This is a genomic window from Glaciihabitans sp. GrIS 2.15 (assembly GCF_035984695.1).
Lineage (GTDB): Bacteria > Actinomycetota > Actinomycetes > Actinomycetales > Microbacteriaceae > Lacisediminihabitans.
Genome location: NZ_JAXCHU010000001.1, coordinates 486,890 through 504,383, shown reverse-complemented (window position 1 = coordinate 504,383; position 17,494 = coordinate 486,890). Strand labels below are relative to the sequence as shown.

The following is a 17,494-nucleotide window of genomic DNA, read 5'->3' as shown; positions in this document are numbered from 1 at the left end:
CGGAAATACTCGGTGGCCCCACACCGCGCTACTGACCAGATCGACCAGTGGCCCCGAACGTCAATATCGGTGGCCCCCAAAAGCTCAAATACTCAGTGGCCACTGTCCCGCTCCGACCCACTGATCTTCTCCCTGGATTGGCCCGTCCGAACATCGACAGCAACGTCGCTTGCGGTTCTCCCAGCCGGCGACGTTGACCCTCTCGGTGTTGTCGGATGTGGAGTCAGTGGTGACCATTTCACACTTTTCCTCTCGCATGCGGGGAACTTTAGCTGCGTCAGTTTCGTTGGTACTAGCGGTGGGCCTGGTGGGCGCGATTCCGTTGTCGGCGTCGGCGTCTCCGCTGCCGGCTCCGACCGTGGTTGGGATGACCGGGGCGCGGCCGTCCGCGACTCATGTGTCGTTTCCGATCAGTGACCAGGTATCGGCGGCGGTCGATGTGGGGACCGGGAATTTGGAGGTGGCGACCCAGGCGATGACGTTACCGGGGGTGACTTCCGCAGTCCCGTTGACTGCGGTGTTCAACTCCATGTCGCAAGTGGTCGGCGCTCCGTCACGGCCGGGAGCGAATAAGTGGATTGGCAGCGCGGCAGGAGCCGGTACCCTCACGCTGAACTCGACCTCGGGGGCTCTGGTGTTCGTCACCGCCGATGATGCAACATGGTCGTTCGCCCCGGTGGCCGGGTCCGCGGTGGCGTTCACCTCTCCGGCAGGATTTCAGGCCACGGTGGCGGCGCAGCTGACCGGTGGGACGGTGAGCGGATACACCCTCACCTCTTATGTGTCGCAAACGGTGGAAGCGTTCGATTCGAATGGGTTGGGGAAAACGATCACCGATCGGAACGGGAACGTCACCACATTCGGGTTCGACCCCTACGGGAATCCAACCAGCGTCACTTCCTCGGCCGGTCCGACTTCCGCACGCACGGCAACGATCGCCTATAACGCGGCCACGTTCACGGAGACGGTGACGCAGACGAATGGGGTGTTGACCCGGAGTGTGAAGTACATCAAAAATGCGGCATCTGATCTGACCAGCATTGTTGACACGATGGGTAACAGCACCGCGTTCACCTACACCTCCGGCATGCTGACCCAGATAATCTCCGTCACCGGTGCCGAAACTGATGTCAGCTACGACAGCTCCGGTCGGGTCACCCAGATCGACCAGCACAATACGACCGCAGGTTCTCCGGGCACCTCAACGACCCGCCTCACGTACCCGTCAGCCAGCCAAACACTGGTTGCCGGACCTGACACGTCCACCGGTACGGGGGTTGCGACCGGCCCGCACCTGACGTTCGCGATCGGCAGCGGATATCTGGTCTCCCAAGTGACCGATCAGATGGGTCGGGAACGTTCCGCCACATACAGTCCCACCAATCTTGCACCGGCCGCGTCGACCAGCGGAAACACCGACACCACCCCGCCGGCCGGGTCCACCCCCACGGGGACATCAGTGAACACGTTCGGTGCGAACGCCGGCCAGTCGTTGACCGCGGCCGCAGCCCCGGTAGGTGCGACCCGGACGGCTGCGTATGCGAACACGGGCAGCACCGCCTACCTTCCATCCTCCACCAGCAGCGACACTGGGGACCAGACGGTGAACCACTACACCGGATCCGGCAACATCGACCCGACCACCGACTCGACCACCAATGCGACCCTCGCCGCGACCGCAGCATTGACCTACAACCCGAACGGGACCGTCAGTACAGCTACAGCGCCGAACAATGTTGCCGTCGGGACAACCCCGGCAAACCCGACCAGGTACGGGTATGACCAGTACACATTGCAACTGAACTCGATCACCCCGCCCACCGGCACCAGCCTCGGCGTGAAAGCTCTCACCTATGACGGGTTCGGTCGACTGAAGACGATCACCGACGGGCGAGGCACCACCACCACCACCCATAACACGACCACCTACAGCTACGACAACATCGACCGGCTCCTGACCACCGCGTTTTCCAGCGGCCTCACCACGGTGACGAATACGTACAACAATGCCGGGCAGCGTTTGACCAGTGTCTCAGCGTCCGGGACGATCACCAACACCTACGACCAACTCGGCCGACTCCTCACGACAGCGAACACCGCCGGCGGCGGCACCGAAACGTACACCTACGACAGGGCATCGAACCTGGTCACCACCACCGACGGGTTCGGAACAATCACGAACACCTACGACACCTCTGGTGTGCTGCAGGATATGAAATATCCGCACAACGGCTCGTTTCAACATTTGGTCTTCACAACGGATGACCAGGGACGGCGCACCGACCAGTACCTGCAAGCCGATTCGACCGGCACCTACTGGGCAGGACACGTGCACACCACCTACGACACCTCCGGGCGGATCAGTGGATTGAGCGCTGCGACCGGGCAAGCACCCACCACCATCACCCCAGTGTTGGATATGACCTACTGCCACAACACGGCAAGTCCCGCCCCGACCTGCGGCACCGGAACATCTACGGACCGGTCGAAACTGCAGTGGCAGAAAGACAATCTCACCGGGCAAGTCACCGCCTTCGGCTACGACGCCGGCGGGCGACTGCTCACGGTAACCCAGTCCGGCGGTGTGACGAACAACACGTACACGTACACCTACGACGCGGACGGGAACCGGAAAACAGCGGTCGTGACCGGATCGAACCCGGCCACCCAAACCCTGACCTTCAACGCGGCCAACCAGATCACCAACACCGGGTACAGCTACGACGGTGCCGGAAATTTGACCGCCACCCCGACAGCGACATACACGTATAACGCAGCGGAGCAGATGACCCAAGCCGTCGTCAGCGGTGTCACCAGCACCTACACGTACGCCGGCGCCTCCCAATCCGAGGTGCTGTCCGAAACTCGAGGCGGGTCCTCGCCGATCGCCACGAAACTTGTGTATGGGCGCACCGACGCGAACGGGCAACCCGAGATTGAGCAGTACAGCATCAACGGTTCCCAGGCGTACGTGTTCGATGACCCCACTACCGGGCAACCGCTCGGGATTGTGACCTCGAGCGACCAAGCCTGCATGCTCGTCTTCGATGGCACCGAAAACCCGGTCGGACTGCTCACCAACAGCGCCACCGTGTCCTTCGCCTACAAGTACGACCCGTGGGGAGTGCAAACACTCACCAGCGGCGGGACCGGCAACGGCGCTACGCAGAACCCGTACGCATTCCACGGCGGGATCAAAGACCCCGGCTCCGGGCTGGTCAAGTTCGGCCTCCGCTGGTACAACCCCACCACCGGAACCTCGACCCAACAAGACACCCCCGACAACCCACTCGACCCAGCCAACGCAAATGGATATGCCTACGCCGGCGATGACCCCATCAACGGAAACGACCCGACGGGCGCAGGTGTCTGCGGTACAGCTTTGCGAGTTGGAGCGTGCGCCGATAACGCCGCCATGGAATCGTTTTTCTCACTGCCGCGAAAAATAGCACTGAATAAAAGACGGTGGCAGACCCGGGAGGAATTGCGCCTGGCCATCGTGACTTGGATCGAATTGACTTAGCATCACCGGCGCCGCCAACGACGCCTCGGATGCTTCACCCCGATCGAGTTCGAGGTAATCCACGCCGAGACCACTCACGCAGACTGAATGCCTTAAACACGACAAGTCATTTCAATCGACAGCGATTCGTTTGCGACTGATATCGGTCCGAAATTCCCAGTGAGTCTGACTCAGTGACCTTACGCACCAACACCACACCAACACGGCGGGGCCGAAGAAGTGGAGCCGCCCAGGATGGGGGGGCGAATCAACCTCTGACCAGCGCTTTATATGGTGGGCCCTACCGGGCTCGAACCGATGACATCCACGGTGTAAACGTGGCGCTCTACCAACTGAGCTAAAGGCCCGCAGTACATACCAAGGGGGAAGACCGCGACGAATTTATATCGTACAGGCATCCGCACTGCCCCAAGATTCGCTGGGGGAGCGCGATCCCAACGAAATCTAGACGGTCAGCGGAGCCAGCTCGGCCAGCGCATCGCGGTAGGCCGCGATAGATCGGGCCTCACCCGGCGCCGTGACGAAACTCGCACGGATGATGCCGTTCAGGTCGATGAGGAAGCTCGCTCGATTCGCGAAGCCCTTTTCGGGGAGAAAGACGCCGTATTCTTTCGCGACAGCACCGTGCGGCCAGAAGTCGGCGAGAAGATTGAAGTCGTAACCCTCGGCCTCGGCGAACGCCCGCTGGGTGGCCTTGGAGTCGACCGAAACTCCGAGCAGTTCGATGCTTTTGTCGCTGAAGAGAGCGAGGTTATCGCGCAAGTCGCAGAGCTCGCTCGTGCACGTACTCGAGAAGGCGAGGGGGAAGAAGACGAGGGCGACGGGCTTCTTGTGGCGGAAGTCGCTCAGCCTGATGTGCTCCCCAAATTGGTTGGGGAGTTCGAAATCGGGTGCCTGGGTGTCGTTTTCCAGAGTCATGCGTAATTCCTATCCTCCGGAAGATGTGAACATCCGGTAAACACAATCTTCAACCATACGCCCGGAAGCGGCTCGTACCTACGATGCCGGATGCTCGATCATGACGCCGTAGGTGAACTCGCGGCTCTCGCTCGGTCCGAGTACGAACTGATGAGGCTTCTTGTCGTATTCGCCGGAGAAGTCCGATGCTGCTGTCATGCCGAACCATGGCTCGATGCAGACAAACTCGCCCGGTGCCTTCGACCACAACCCGAGAATCGGGAAATCCGGAAATTCCACGGTGATGCTCGGAGCACCGGGCGCAGAGTAGCGGACCGAGCGACTCGACAGCTGATCAAAGATCACGGCATCCGCCTCGAAAAGCGACACATCGAGCTTCAGCGTGCGGTCGATTACGGGATTCGGGAAGGAGTCGACCGCGAGCAGGCCCTGCTCGAGGCGACGGATAGGTGCCGCCTCTGGCAGTTCGAACTCGATGACGTGCTGACCCTTACCCGCAGCCCCCGGAAGTGGCCAAACGAAACCGGGGTGAGCGCCGAGGGATGCCGCGAATGGCTCAGACCCGGGGTTCGAAACGGTTTGGGTAACCCGGACTGTGGCATCCACCAACTCGAAGCGAACTGCTAGACGGAACGAGAACGGGAAATGAATGCGAGTTGTTGGCGAATCGTCGAGGGTGAATTCGACCTCGGTATCGCTGATCCGGTCAAATAAGAACTCCCGGTCACGCGCGAACCCGTGCTGGGTGATGGGATACGCAACTTCCCTGTGCGTCAACTCGTCACCGGGCATCCGGCCGATGATCGGAAAGAGCACCGGGGCACGTCGATGCCATGCTTCGCCACCCTGCCACAGGAGTTCCTGATCTCCCCGGCCCGGGGCGTTCAGCCCGAGGCTGGCCATTTCAGCGCCCTTCGAGTTGATAGTCAGGGTGAGGTGTTGGTTCCCGAGTTCGACGATCGCCATACCGCCGACGTTACTCCCGGGTGCACCCACCGTGCGCGAGGGCGACTGGCGTGAGAACTAGACTTGACAAGGCCCTACATCGTGGCGACGGTCGCAACCCGATCTTCGCCGTGCGGGGTACGGATTGTCCACGGAAAAGATGCGAGGTCGACGTTGACGGTAAACGACCAGGACCCCTACTCGGTGAATCACACCGACCAGGACCCTGAGGAAACTGCGGAATGGCAGGAGTCCCTCGATGCGCTGGTGGCAGCGCAGGGTCATGAGCGCGGGCGCGAGATCATCCTCAGCCTGCTGAAGCGGTCGAAGGAGCTTCATCTCGGAGTGCCGATGGTTCCGACCACGGACTACCTCAACACGATCGCCCCGGAAAACGAACCCGAATTTCCTGGTAATGAAGAGGTCGAGCGCCGCTACCGCGCCTGGCTACGTTGGAATGCCGCCATCATGGTGCATCGCGCGCAGCGCCCCGGCATCTCCGTGGGGGGACACATCTCCACCTATGCCGGCTCGGCGACGCTTTACGAAGTCGGCAGCAATCACTTCTTCCGCGGCCACGACCATGTCGGTGGTGGCGACCAGGTCTTCTACCAGGGGCACGCCTCCCCCGGCATGTACGCCAGGGCGTTCCTCGAGGGCCGACTGTCGACCGACCAACTCGACGGGTTCCGCCAGGAGAAGTCTCACCAGGGAGGCGGACTTTCGTCCTACCCGCATCCGCGCCTTATGCCGGATTTCTGGCAGTTCCCCACCGTGTCGATGGGGCTCGGACCGATCAACGCGATCCACCAGGCGCAGCTGAATAAATACCTCACCAATCGCGGAATCAAGGACGCCTCGGACCAGCAGGTCTGGGCATTCCTCGGCGACGGAGAAATGGATGAGGTCGAGAGTCGTGGCGCGCTGCAGCTGGCCGCTAACGACGGTCTCGACAACCTTAATTTTGTCATCAACTGCAATCTGCAGCGCCTCGACGGACCGGTGCGCGGCAACGGCAAGATCATCCAGGAGCTCGAGAGCTTCTTCCGCGGTGCCGGCTGGAACGTCATCAAGGTGATCTGGGGCCGCGAGTGGGATGAACTGCTGGCCCGCGACTCGGAAGGCGCGCTCCGCGACCTGATGAATCGCACACCCGACGGTGATTACCAGACGTACAAGGCCGAGAGCGGCGCCTACGTTCGTGAGAACTTTTTCGGTCGTGACCCGCGCACGCTCGAGATGGTCAAGGACTACACCGACGACCAGGTCTGGGGTCTCAAACGGGGCGGCCACGACTATCGCAAGGTCTACGCCGCCTTCAAAGCGGCGTCCGAGCACAAGGGCCAGCCAACGGTCATCCTCACCAAAACCGTCAAGGGCTACGGCCTCGGGCCGTCGTTCGAAGGACGCAACGCCACCCACCAGATGAAGAAGCTCACGCTTGACAACCTCAAGCAGTTCCGCGATGCAATGCGCATTCCGATTACGGATGCAGTGCTCGAGGAGAATCCTTATCTGCCGCCCTATTACCACCCGGGTGAGGACGACGAGGCTATCCAGTACATGCGGGAACGCCGGTCGGCGCTGGGTGGCTACCTGCCCGAACGTCGAACCCGTCACATCCCCCTTAGCATGCCGGATGAGTCGGCGTACGCGATCGCAAAACGAGGCTCCGGCAAGCAGGAGATAGCCACGACGATGGCCTTCGCCCGTCTGCTCAAGGATCTTCTAAAAGCCAAGGACTTCGGGCATCGCATCGTGCCGATCATCCCGGATGAGGCTCGCACCTTCGGCATGGACGCGTACTTCCCCACCGCCAAGATCTACAACCCCAGCGGGCAGCAGTACACCTCCGTGGACCGTGAGCAACTGCTCGCCTATAAGGAGAGCGCACAGGGCCAGATCCTGCACGTCGGCATCAACGAGGCGGGAGGCTTTGCGGCCTTCACCGCCGCAGGCACCTCCTACGCCACCCACGGTGAGCCGCTGATCCCGGTCTACATCTTCTATTCGATGTTCGGGTTCCAGCGCACGGGTGATGCGATGTGGGCAGCCGGCGACCAGATGGCACGAGGCTTCATCATCGGCGCGACCGCGGGTCGCACCACTCTCACTGGCGAGGGACTGCAGCACGCCGACGGACACTCGTTGGTGCTCGCATCAACCAACCAGGCCGTGATTTCCTATGACGCCGCTTACGGCTACGAGCTCGGGCACATCGTCAGGGACGGCCTCGAGCGCATGTACGGGGGGTCGCATCCGCACCCGAACGTCATGTACTACCTCACGGTGTACAACGAGCCACTGGCGCAGCCGGCAGAGCCGGAAGATCTCGATATCGAGGGGCTTCTCGCAGGCATCTATCGGCTCAGTGCTGGCACGACCCAGGGACCGAAGGCGCAGCTTCTTGCTTCCGGAGTCGCAGTGCCCTGGGCGCTTGAGGCCCAGCAACTGCTTGCCGAAGACTGGGGCGTTTCGGCGGATGTCTGGTCCGTTACCTCGTGGACTGAATTGCGGCGCGACGGCTTGGCTGCTACCGAGGAAAACTTCCTCAACCCGAACTCCGAGAAGCGTGTGCCCTACGTGACGCACAAGCTCGCGGCAGCAGAGGGTCCGTTTGTAGCGGTCACTGACTTTATGCATGCGGTTCCGGACCAGATCCGTGCCTTTGTGCCCGGAGATTTCGCCACGCTCGGTGCCGATGACTTCGGTTTCTCGGACACCCGCGCCGCCGCCCGTCGATTCTTCAAAATCGACGGACCGTCGATTGTGGTTCGGACTCTCGAGTCGCTCGTCGCGCAGGGAAAACTCCACCCGGGCATCCCGCAGCAGGCGATCGAGCGCTACCGCCTGCACGATGTGACAGCTGGCACGACCGGCACTGCGGGTGGCGAGAGCTAGCCAGAGGCTCGCAAAAACATGGCACCCGCGGTCAAGACCAAGGAACAGACACTCGCCTGGCTGCGGGCGATTTCTGGTGAGCTCGCCACAGCGACTCTGAAGCGACTCGACGACACCCTCTCCTGGTACGGCGAGATGCCGCCTGGTCGGCGTTCCGCCGTCGGCCTTGTCGCCCAGGCTGGCATCACCTCCTTCATCCACTGGTACGACGACCCCACGTCAACCCCCTGGATCGCAGCTGATGTCTTCGGCGCCGCGCCTCGGGAGCTCTTGCGTTCGGTGAGTCTCACTCAGACGCTGCAGCTCATCCGGGTCACGGTGGAAGTGGTCGAAGACCGGGTCAGGGGCGCGGACGAGACGGTGCGCGAAGCCATACTGCTGTATTCGCGGGAGATCGCCTTCGCTGCGGCGGATGTCTACGCCCGAGCGGCCGAAGCCCGCGGACTGTGGGATGCCAGGCTCGAAGCCCTCGTCGTTGACTCCATCCTCAGCGGAGAGTACGACGACGAACTACCGTCACGCATTGCCGCCCTCGGCTGGCACGGACACGGCGAGGTGTCTGTGCTGGTGGGGACCGCTCCGAAGATGCTCGATGTAGACATGTTGCGCCGCACCGCCCGACACCTCGATGCCGATGTGCTGATCGGCGTGCAGGGAAGCCGGCTGGTGCTCGTGATCGGGCGCGCCCATCCCACGCCGCAAGCCGACGAGCCTGCCGGAGCGACCCTCACCCCTTTCCTCGATATCGCAACGGCACTCGAGCCGGGCTTTGGCGACGGCTATCTTGTGCTGGGGCACCAGGTTCCGTCCCTGGTGGAGGCATCCCGCAGCGCGAAAGCCGCTCTCGCCGGATTCGCGGTCGCACGCTCCTGGCGGAACGCGCCGCGGCCCACCCTCGCCGACGACCTTCTGCCCGAGCGCGCTCTGGCGGGCGACGCCCTCGCCCGCGCAACACTTATCAACCGCATCTACAAGCCCCTGCAGGCGCATTCGACCGAGCTGCTCGCCACCCTGTGGTGCTATCTGGACAATGGTCGTTCGCTCGAAGCCACTGCTCGCGAACTTTTCGTGCATCCCAATACCGTGCGATATCGCCTCAAGCGAGTCTCCGAAGTGATCGGCTGGGATGCCACCGGAGCGCGAGAGTCTCTCATTTTACAGGCGGCGCTGATCATCGGCTCGATTGCCGAGCCGGACGGTCCGCTGCGCCGGCGCTAGGTGCCGGGTAGCCAGCCTCGGTAGCCGACGCTGGCTGCCAGCCTCAGGACGATCACCGGGTTCGACCGTGCGTCACCCTTGTGGGATCGCCCCTATTGACGGCACATTTCTTAGTGGAGCTCTACAACCCACACCGGCGCGATGCACGGCAGACTGGGGTGATGATCGTTGTCGTCTGTCCCGGCCAGGGTTCGCAAACTCCCGGCTTCCTCTCTCCCTGGCTAGCGGAATCCCGATTCGCCGATCATCTCCAAATGCTGTCGGATGCCTCGGGCTTGGATCTTGCGACGCACGGCACGACGTCAGATGCCGACACCATCCGCGACACGGCGGTTGCCCAACCGCTCATCGTGGCCTCCGGACTTCTCGCCCTGTCCGTTCTCCTCGAGGGACGACGTGACCGAATCGGTGGCGTTGCGGGCCATTCTGTCGGCGAGGTGACCGCGGCGGCGGCCGCGGGAATCCTGAGCGAAACGGATGCGATGACACTCGTGCGCGAACGCGGAACGGCCATGGCCAGCGCCTCAGCACTCGAGCCCACCGGCATGAGCGCCGTGATCGGAGCGTCAGAAGAGGAATTGCTCTCCCGCCTCATCCCCCTTGGTCTAGAGCCGGCCAATTTCAACGGCGGCGGCCAGATCGTCGTCGCGGGAGCACTCGACGGACTCGCCACGCTCAAGGACGCCCCCCCAGCCGGGGCGAGAGTCATTCCCCTGCAGGTTGCCGGTGCATTCCACACGCGGTATATGTCGCCGGCGGTGGCTCAGCTGGCACCGGTGGTCGAGGGGCTCCGCAAACACGACCCGACGCTTACGATCTGGACCAATCACGACGGCACCGTCGTCTCAAACGGATCCGTGTTTCTCGACTTGCTCGTCGGGCAGGTTTCCTCCCCCGTACGGTGGGACAAGACAATGGACGCGTTCGCGGCCGCTGGTGTTACCGGCCTGATCGAGATCGCCCCCGCCGGAGCCCTGGTGGGTTTGGCGAAGCGCGGCCTCACAGGAGTGCCAACGGTTGCCGTCAAGACTCCGGACGACCTCGCCGCAGCATTCGACCTGATTGACGGGAAGTCATGAGCCACCCCATCCTGAACCAGACCCACGGCGCGGAATTTACTCGCATCTACAGCTATGGCGCGGCGCGTGGTGATGTGGTCGTGCCCAACGAGGACCTCATCGGGCCGATTGATTCCAGCGACGAATGGATCCAGCAGCGCACGGGAATCATCACCCGTACAAGAGCTTCGGCTGACGTCCTCGCGGTGGACCTCGCCACGGATGCCGCCCGCGAAGCCATTGCCAAATCCGGCGTGGCCGCTGGCCAGATCGACCTCGTCATCATCGCGACCATCAGCAACGTGCAGCAGACCCCCTCGATGGCCGCGGTTGTGGCGGATCGGGTTGGCTCCAATCCAGCAGCGGCCTACGACACCAACGCGGCCTGTGCCGGATTCAGCTACGCGGTCACTCAGGCCGATGCGCTCATCCGCTCGGGTGCCGCACACTACGCGCTGGTGATCGGTGCCGAGAAACTCTCCGACGTGGTGGACCCCACCGATCGCTCCATCTCTTTCCTGCTCGGAGACGGAGCCGGTGCCGTGGTGATCGGACCGAGTGACAGCCCCGGCATCGCTCCGGCGGTCTGGGGCTCCGACGGTTCCAAAGCGGATGCGGTCGGGATGAACTCCACACTCACCGATTTCCGCGACGGTACCGCCGAGTGGCCGACCCTCCGCCAAGAGGGTCAGACCGTGTTCCGCTGGGCGGTCTGGGATATGGCAAAGGTCGCCAAGCAGGCTCTTGAAGTCGCCGGCATCACCCCAGCGGATCTCGCCGCGTTTATTCCCCATCAGGCCAACATGCGCATCATCGATGAATTCGCGAAACAGCTCAAGCTGCCGGAATCCGTCCTGATCGCGCGGGATATCGCCACCACCGGAAACACTTCGGCCGCCTCGATCCCCCTCGCCACTCACCGGCTTCTCGCGGAGCATCCGGAGCTCAGCGGCGGACTCGCCCTGCAGATCGGATTCGGCGCGGGCCTGGTCTTCGGAGCCCAGGTCGTTGTGCTCCCGTAAGATAATCAACGGTCAATCGACACCCCTAGGAGATAACACAATGGCACTGTCCACCGAAGAAGTACTGGCTGGTCTCGCCGAGCTCATCAATGACGAAACCGGTATCGCCACCGATTCGGTGGAGCTGGGCAAGTCGTTTACCGACGACCTCGACATCGACTCGATCTCGATGATGACCATCGTCGTCAACGCAGAAGAGAAGTTCGAGGTGAAAATCCCCGACGAAGAGGTCAAGAATCTCAAGACCGTCGGTGATGCCGTGAGCTTCATCGTCGCCGCCCAGGACTAGAAGATCGGGCCCGCTGGGCCCACCAACGCGGCTGGCCAGCTCCAGAGGATCCTGTGGAGTTGGCCGCGCCCGTCGGAGGACGCCCGTCGCGTCTATTCACCAGAGAGATGCCGTCATGACCAAGAAAATCGTTGTCACCGGAATCGGTACAAGCTCGCCTCTGGGTGGTACCGCCCCCGAGTCCTGGGCTGCCCTGCTCGCCAGTGAGTCGGGCGTTCGTTCGCTCACCCACGAGTGGGTTACGCAATACGAACTGCCCGTCACCTTCGCTGCGGAGGCCAAGGTGCGTCCAGAAGCAGTTCTCACTCGCCAGGAAACAAAGCGCCTCGATCCTTCTTCCCAGTTCGCCCTGATTTCGGCACGCGAGGCGTGGGCGGATGCCGGCGAGCCTGAGGTCGCCCCCGAGCGTCTTGGCGTCGATTACGCCACCGGCATCGGCGGGCTGTGGAGCCTGCTCGACGCCTGGGACACTCTCCGCGAGAAAGGCCCGCGTCGAGTACTTCCGATGACCGTGCCAATGCTGATGCCGAACGCCGCCTCCGCCGCGATCTCGATGGCCCTTGAAGCGCGAGCATTCGCCCATACGGTGGCCTCGGCCTGCGCATCGAGCACCGAGTCGATCCATAATGCCTACACGAACCTGCAACTGGGGCTCGCAGACGTGATCATCGCGGGTGGGACGGAGTCTGCTATCCATCCGATCACGCTCGCCTCGTTCTCCTCCATGCAGGCCCTCTCCCGCCGCAACGACTCCCCCGAGACTGCCTCACGCCCGTACAACATCGACCGCGACGGCTTCGTCATGGGCGAGGGTGCCGGAAGCATCGTCATGGAGACCGAGGAGCACGCGCTCGCACGCGGTGCCCACATCTACGCCGAGGTCGCCGGTGGAGGCATCACGGCGGATTCTTACCACATCACCGCCAACGACCCGGAGGGTCGCGGCGCTTCGCGCGCTATCGCTCTCGCTCTGGCGCAGGCCGGAGCGACGCCGGACGAGGTGGATCACATCAACGCCCACGCGACGAGCACCCCCGTCGGCGACATCGCCGAGTACGCGGCCCTCAAATCGGCGTTCGGCGAACGCGTTCACAGTATCCCGGTCTCGGCTACCAAGGGTGCCACCGGTCATCTGCTTGGCGGGACCGGAGCACTAGAGGCGATTTTCACCATCCTCGCGCTCCGTGACCGCACCGCACCCCCGACGATCAACCTCACGGAACAGGATCCGGAGATCCCTCTCGATGTCGTCACGAGCCCCCGGGCCCTCGGCGCCGGACCGTTGCTCGCCATCAGCAACTCATTCGGCTTCGGCGGCCATAACGCCGTGCTGGCCTTCCGGAGCGTATGACCGGCGCGCCTGACGGCCCCCTGAAGATCGCCATCGTCAGCGACTACTACTTCGACTACGTCGGAGGCGCCCAGACCTCCATGCGGCAGCAGAAACTCGCCCTCGAAGAGGCCGGCCACACCGTGATCGTCGTCTCTCCCGCCCGGGGGATATGGGGAGCTAGATACCAGCCATCGCCTGACGGTCTCCTGGTGAAGCCGCTGTTCCGGTTGCCGGTGCTTGATCTGGCCGTAATACCCAATACCGCTCGGAGCGTCGCCGCGCTGGAGAAATACCTGCGCGCCGAGCATGTGGACGTCGTGCACGTGCAGACCGAATTCGGGCTCGCCCATGTTGTTGATGGCGCGGCCATCAAGATGGGGATCCCGCTCGTGCACACGGTGCACAGCTTCTACTGGGCGAGCGAGGGGCCGCCGCAGGCATCCGTCGCCTGGTTTATCCGCTGGGGGCTGCAGCTCGTCATCGGTGAAAAGATCCCCAATATCCTGTTCACCCCGCGCAAGACCGACAACCTGCTCCGAAATCTCGTGCTCGCCATGGCGCGCCGCGCGAAGCAGGTGGTGTCGCCATCGAAACACCAGGCCGACGATCTCGTCGCCGCAGGTGTCACTGGCACGATCTCCGTGATCCCCAACCCGATCGCCACAACGGAAATCGCGTCTCACCCTCTCACCATCGACCAGGCACGTCGCCCGAGTTTCCTCTGGGTGGCGCGCTGCGAACCGGTGAAGCGGCCACTGCACTTTGTGCGAGCCGTGATCGCCGCGCTTGCACGGACCGACAACGGATTCACGGTGGACTTCGTCGGTGAAGGATCAGACCTCGCGGCCCTGAAGAAACTGGCCGCCGATCATCCGGAGATCCGAGTGCAGGGCGCCCTGCCACACGACGAAGTGCTCGCGCTGATGGACGCCTCGGCTGCCATCGCCCTCACCTCGCTCGGGTTTGATAACCAGCCGATGACCATCGCGGAGGCCGTGAGCCGTGAGCGCGGGGTGCTGTACTGCGATCCGAAGCTCAAGGAGGGACTGCTCAACTCGGGCTATCTGTCGGAGTCTCCGGATGACGCGGGGCTGGCCGACGCGATCGTGGCACTCGTGGAAGACCCCTCGCTTCTCGTTGGTCTCTCGAGGGGCGCACTCGTCGATCGAGAGCTGTTCTCTCCGTCGAACTATGCGGAGCGCATCGTCGAGATCTACCGACGGTAGAGCGTCAGCCGACCTTCGCCTGGCGACTTTGTACTAGCCGACCTTGTGGAGCCAGACCACCTGGTTGGTATCGCTGGAGTGGCGGAAGGCCTCGAGTTCGTCATCCCATGCCTGGCCGAGCGCGAGGCGCAGCTCGCGGTGCAACTCGAACGCATCCGAGCCAGCGATCTCCATCGCGTAGCGCACCCGGTCTTCGGGGATCACGACGTTTCCAGCGGTGTCGGTCTGCGCGAAGAAAATACCGAGGTCGGGCGTATGCATCCAGCGACCACCGTCACTACCGTGAGACGAGTCCTCGGTGACCTCGAAGCGCAGGTGTTCCCAGCCGCGCAGGGCGGAGGCAATGGCGGCGCCGGTTCCCTGCACACCTTCCCAGTAGAACTCAGTGCGCATGGAACCCTTGAGCACCCGCTGTTCGTCCCACTGGAAATTCACGGCGCGATCAATTGCTCCCCCTGCAGCCCACTCGATGTGCGGGCACAGCGCTCGAGGAGCGGAATGCACGAAGAGAACACCCCGCGCCATTGCGACACTGGTCTTGGTTAGTGCAGCCACGATAACTCCATTCCGTTGAGGTGCGACTTCCCCATCGACCTCGGAATGATTCGTGCTGCGCTATTCAATTACGCGGCAAGCCACTTCGCCAATTATGGCCGAAGTTCCCGGTAAATAACAACCGTGTAATTGCCGAGTCCCTGAAAGACTATATACTCGGCATTGTTTTTAATCCGCCGGAGGAGGCTTGGGTGTCGGTTCGAGACGGCCTCCTCGCGGTGCTCTCTCTCGGTGAGGGCTATGGCCTCCAGCTACATTCCGAGCTCGCCGCGCGCGCCCCACACCGTGGCCCGGTGAATGTCGGCCAGATCTACAGCACCCTTGAACGTCTCGCGCGCACGGGCCTCGTCGAGCCCGCTGGGATTACCGCCGACTCCTTTCCGCTCTACCGGCTTACCGATGCCGGCACTGTCGCTGCCGCATCCTGGATGACTGAACCAGTGCTCGACGGCCTGCCAGAGTGGACCGAGATGCTCGACCAGGTACTCGTGACGAGCTCGATCGATCCGGTAGCGGCCAAGACGGTCGCGGAACGGTATCGGCGTTGGTGGGAGCGTGATCTCGCCGACACGCGGACCGAAGCGGAACCGACTCTGGCGGATGCTCGGCTGGCGCTCGTCGCGCGGGAGGCGCAGGCAGTCGCCGCGATCGCCTGGCTCGGATCGGCCGTCGCCGCCCTCGTCGACTACGACTCGTTTCGACCGTTATCGCAGTCGCGGCCGAAACGCGGTCGACGCGCGACCGCACACTGACTCACTTGGCCTGGCCGTAGTCGTCCACAATGGCGACGGTCAGCGGGAAGGTCACCGGCAGGGCGCCGAACATGAGACGGCCCGCCTCCTCGGCCGCCGTGCGGATTGCCGCCTCGACGGCATCCACCCGGTCTGCCTGGCAGTGCACGACGACCTCATCGTGCATAAAGAACACGAGGTGTGGGGAGTCCGTGATCCATGTTCCCCCTGACGATTCGTGCAGGGCGCGACGCAGGTTCGCCATCCAGCACAGCGCCCATTCCGCGGCGCTGCCCTGCACAATGAAGTTGCGGGTGAATCGACCCCAGCTGCGCGCCTGCCCGCGAGCGCGGCTCGCATCGGCCTCCATAGCGTTCTCGCCGTAGCCATCCGCCTGGCCGGCATGCCACTCAGCGCTCGGCCGGGGCGAGCTGCGGCCGAGTCGAGTCGTGACCACCTCGCCGCGTTCGCCCGCGCGGGCGGCTTGCTCCACCATGGCGATCGCCCTCGGATAGGTCTTCGTCAGCTGGGGCATCAACCGGCCGCTCTCGCCAGAGGTCGCCCCATACATGGCGCCGAGCATGGCCACCTTGGCCTGGTCGCGGGTCTCCACTGCTCCACCGGCGACGATTCCGGCATAGAGGTCGCCCGCACTGCCGGCCTCCACCATTCCGCGATCGCCCGAGAGCGCGGCGAGGATGCGCGGCTCGAGCTGCGAGGCGTCGGCCACCACGAATTTCCAGCCGGCATCAGCGACGACGGCTCCGCGAATCTGCTTCGGAAGTTGCAGGGCTCCGCCGCCGCCGGTGCTCGCCCAGCGTCCCGTGACGACTCCCCCCGGCACGTACTCAGGATGGAAACGGCCGGCACGCACGTTCGAGTCGAGCCAGTGCCATCCATTCGCCGCGAGAAGCCGGGCGAGCTTCTTATATTCGAGCAGCGGTTGGATAGCGGGATGCTTCAGTTTCTTGAGCTCCCACGACCTCGTCGAGGTGACCATGAGCCCCGCGACAGCGAGGGCCTTGAGCAGCTCGGAGGGTGAGTCCGGATTGAGAGTCGGCGCCTCCAACTCCGCCCGGAGGCGCCGCAACGTGGCGTCGAGAAGCGCAGGCCGCTGGCCGGACACTGGACGCGGGCCGAGATGGCTCTCGAGGATCTCGTTATGGATGTCCGCGCGCCAGGGCAGGCCCGAATGCATCATCTCTGCGGCAACGAGAGCCCCGGCAGACTCGGCCGCGAGGAGAAGGCCGATCCGTGCCGGGTCTTCAGCGCCAGCGATCGCGTCCCGCTGCGCTGCGAACTCGGCGAGGGTATCTTCGGTGGAGTCATCCGCCGGCACCTCGTCAAGGTCGAACAGAGTGTGCTCCGGTGGCTTCCCCGGAGGTTCGAGCGCACCACGATCCCAGGAGCACACAGCAGCAGTGGCGAGAGCTGATCCCGCCGTCAGCGAGGAGTTGCGAAGGATCGCGTGCGACAGCCGCAGGTCCACGCACCGTTCGACGCGGACGTGGGCCTCGAGGAGACCGGCGTACCACCGGGAGGTATCGTCCCAGACCCACCGTGGATGCTGACGCTCTAGGTCAGCGACTGCCGCCGAGAAGTCCGCCCCGGCGACCACCCGAACAGTGCCGTCAAGCGTGCCGTCATCCGCGAGCCGCTGGAGAGCGATACCTCCGGGAAGAGAAAAGACGGCAACGAACACCATCCCATTGTGCGGGATGCCACCGACCGCGGCATCCGCTGCCCGCACCCTCGACTCCTTCGCGCCCGTGAGT

12 protein-coding genes, 1 tRNA gene and 2 pseudogenes are annotated in these 17,494 nt (G+C 63.5%); 10 read left to right on the top strand and 5 right to left on the bottom strand.

Annotated features, from left to right (window positions below):
- Window positions 1-256: 256 nt before the first annotated feature.
- Together RCH11_RS02420 and RCH11_RS02415 are read left to right on the top strand one after the other, a co-directional pair.
- Window positions 257-3,349 (top strand): annotated as a pseudogene (locus RCH11_RS02420) (RHS repeat domain-containing protein); the annotation flags it as partial.
- Between the two features lie 15 nt (window positions 3,350-3,364).
- A pseudogene (locus RCH11_RS02415) lies at window positions 3,365-3,610 on the top strand (IS3 family transposase); the annotation flags it as partial.
- 184 nt (window positions 3,611-3,794) lie between these two features.
- Here the strand turns inward: RCH11_RS02415 and RCH11_RS02410 are convergent.
- The 3 genes from RCH11_RS02410 to RCH11_RS02400 all read right to left on the bottom strand — a co-directional run bounded on the left by RCH11_RS02410 (window position 3,795) and on the right by RCH11_RS02400 (window position 5,407).
- A tRNA-Val gene (locus tag RCH11_RS02410) sits at window positions 3,795-3,870 on the bottom strand.
- Window positions 3,871-3,967: 97 nt separating this feature from the next.
- Window positions 3,968-4,441: a peroxiredoxin gene (locus tag RCH11_RS02405; protein ID WP_327055377.1), complete on the bottom strand. Its 474-nt coding sequence runs from the start codon at window positions 4,439-4,441 to the stop codon at window positions 3,968-3,970.
- 78 nt (window positions 4,442-4,519) lie between these two features.
- A complete protein-coding gene (locus RCH11_RS02400; RefSeq protein ID WP_327055376.1) occupies window positions 4,520-5,407 on the bottom strand; it encodes an aldose 1-epimerase family protein in 888 nt (295 codons plus the stop codon).
- Between the two features lie 153 nt (window positions 5,408-5,560).
- Between RCH11_RS02400 and aceE the strand changes: the two genes are divergently transcribed.
- From aceE to RCH11_RS02365, 7 genes are all read left to right on the top strand, one after another.
- Window positions 5,561-8,287 carry a pyruvate dehydrogenase (acetyl-transferring), homodimeric type gene (gene aceE / locus RCH11_RS02395; RefSeq protein WP_327055375.1) on the top strand — a complete coding sequence of 909 codons (2,727 nt, stop codon included), beginning with the start codon at window positions 5,561-5,563 and terminating at the stop codon, window positions 8,285-8,287.
- Window positions 8,288-8,305: 18 nt separating this feature from the next.
- Complete coding sequence (locus tag RCH11_RS02390; protein WP_327055374.1) at window positions 8,306-9,505, top strand: PucR family transcriptional regulator; 1,200 nt, start codon at window positions 8,306-8,308, stop codon at window positions 9,503-9,505.
- 161 nt (window positions 9,506-9,666) lie between these two features.
- Window positions 9,667-10,584 carry an ACP S-malonyltransferase gene (locus RCH11_RS02385; RefSeq protein ID WP_327055373.1) on the top strand — a complete coding sequence of 306 codons (918 nt, stop codon included), beginning with the start codon at window positions 9,667-9,669 and terminating at the stop codon, window positions 10,582-10,584.
- Window positions 10,581-11,585: a beta-ketoacyl-ACP synthase III gene (locus RCH11_RS02380; protein WP_327055372.1), complete on the top strand. Its 1,005-nt coding sequence runs from the start codon at window positions 10,581-10,583 to the stop codon at window positions 11,583-11,585. The genes RCH11_RS02385 and RCH11_RS02380 overlap by 4 nt, the downstream gene beginning before the upstream one ends.
- 40 nt (window positions 11,586-11,625) lie before the next feature.
- A complete protein-coding gene (locus RCH11_RS02375; RefSeq protein WP_327055371.1) occupies window positions 11,626-11,874 on the top strand; it encodes an acyl carrier protein in 249 nt (82 codons plus the stop codon).
- A 115-nt stretch (window positions 11,875-11,989) separates the two neighbouring features.
- Window positions 11,990-13,225, top strand: coding sequence for a beta-ketoacyl-[acyl-carrier-protein] synthase family protein (locus tag RCH11_RS02370; RefSeq protein ID WP_327055370.1), 1,236 nt, complete (start codon window positions 11,990-11,992; stop codon window positions 13,223-13,225).
- A complete protein-coding gene (locus RCH11_RS02365) occupies window positions 13,222-14,433 on the top strand; it encodes a glycosyltransferase family 4 protein (RefSeq protein ID WP_327055369.1) in 1,212 nt (403 codons plus the stop codon). The genes RCH11_RS02370 and RCH11_RS02365 overlap by 4 nt, the downstream gene beginning before the upstream one ends.
- A gap of 33 nt (window positions 14,434-14,466) precedes the next feature.
- Here the strand turns inward: RCH11_RS02365 and RCH11_RS02360 are convergent, their stop codons facing one another.
- The gene (locus tag RCH11_RS02360; RefSeq protein WP_327055398.1) at window positions 14,467-14,958 is read right to left on the bottom strand and encodes a DUF3145 domain-containing protein; all 492 of its coding nucleotides are present in this window, start codon (window positions 14,956-14,958) and stop codon (window positions 14,467-14,469) included.
- Window positions 14,959-15,179: 221 nt separating this feature from the next.
- On the opposite strand from RCH11_RS02360, the gene RCH11_RS02355 reads away from it, so the two are divergent.
- Window positions 15,180-15,740 carry a PadR family transcriptional regulator gene (locus RCH11_RS02355; protein WP_327055368.1) on the top strand — a complete coding sequence of 187 codons (561 nt, stop codon included), beginning with the start codon at window positions 15,180-15,182 and terminating at the stop codon, window positions 15,738-15,740.
- A 1-nt stretch (window position 15,741) separates the two neighbouring features.
- Here the strand turns inward: RCH11_RS02355 and RCH11_RS02350 are convergent, their stop codons facing one another.
- Window positions 15,742-17,424 carry a bifunctional 3'-5' exonuclease/DNA polymerase gene (locus tag RCH11_RS02350; protein WP_327055397.1) on the bottom strand — a complete coding sequence of 561 codons (1,683 nt, stop codon included), beginning with the start codon at window positions 17,422-17,424 and terminating at the stop codon, window positions 15,742-15,744.
- Window positions 17,425-17,494: the final 70 nt, after the last annotated feature.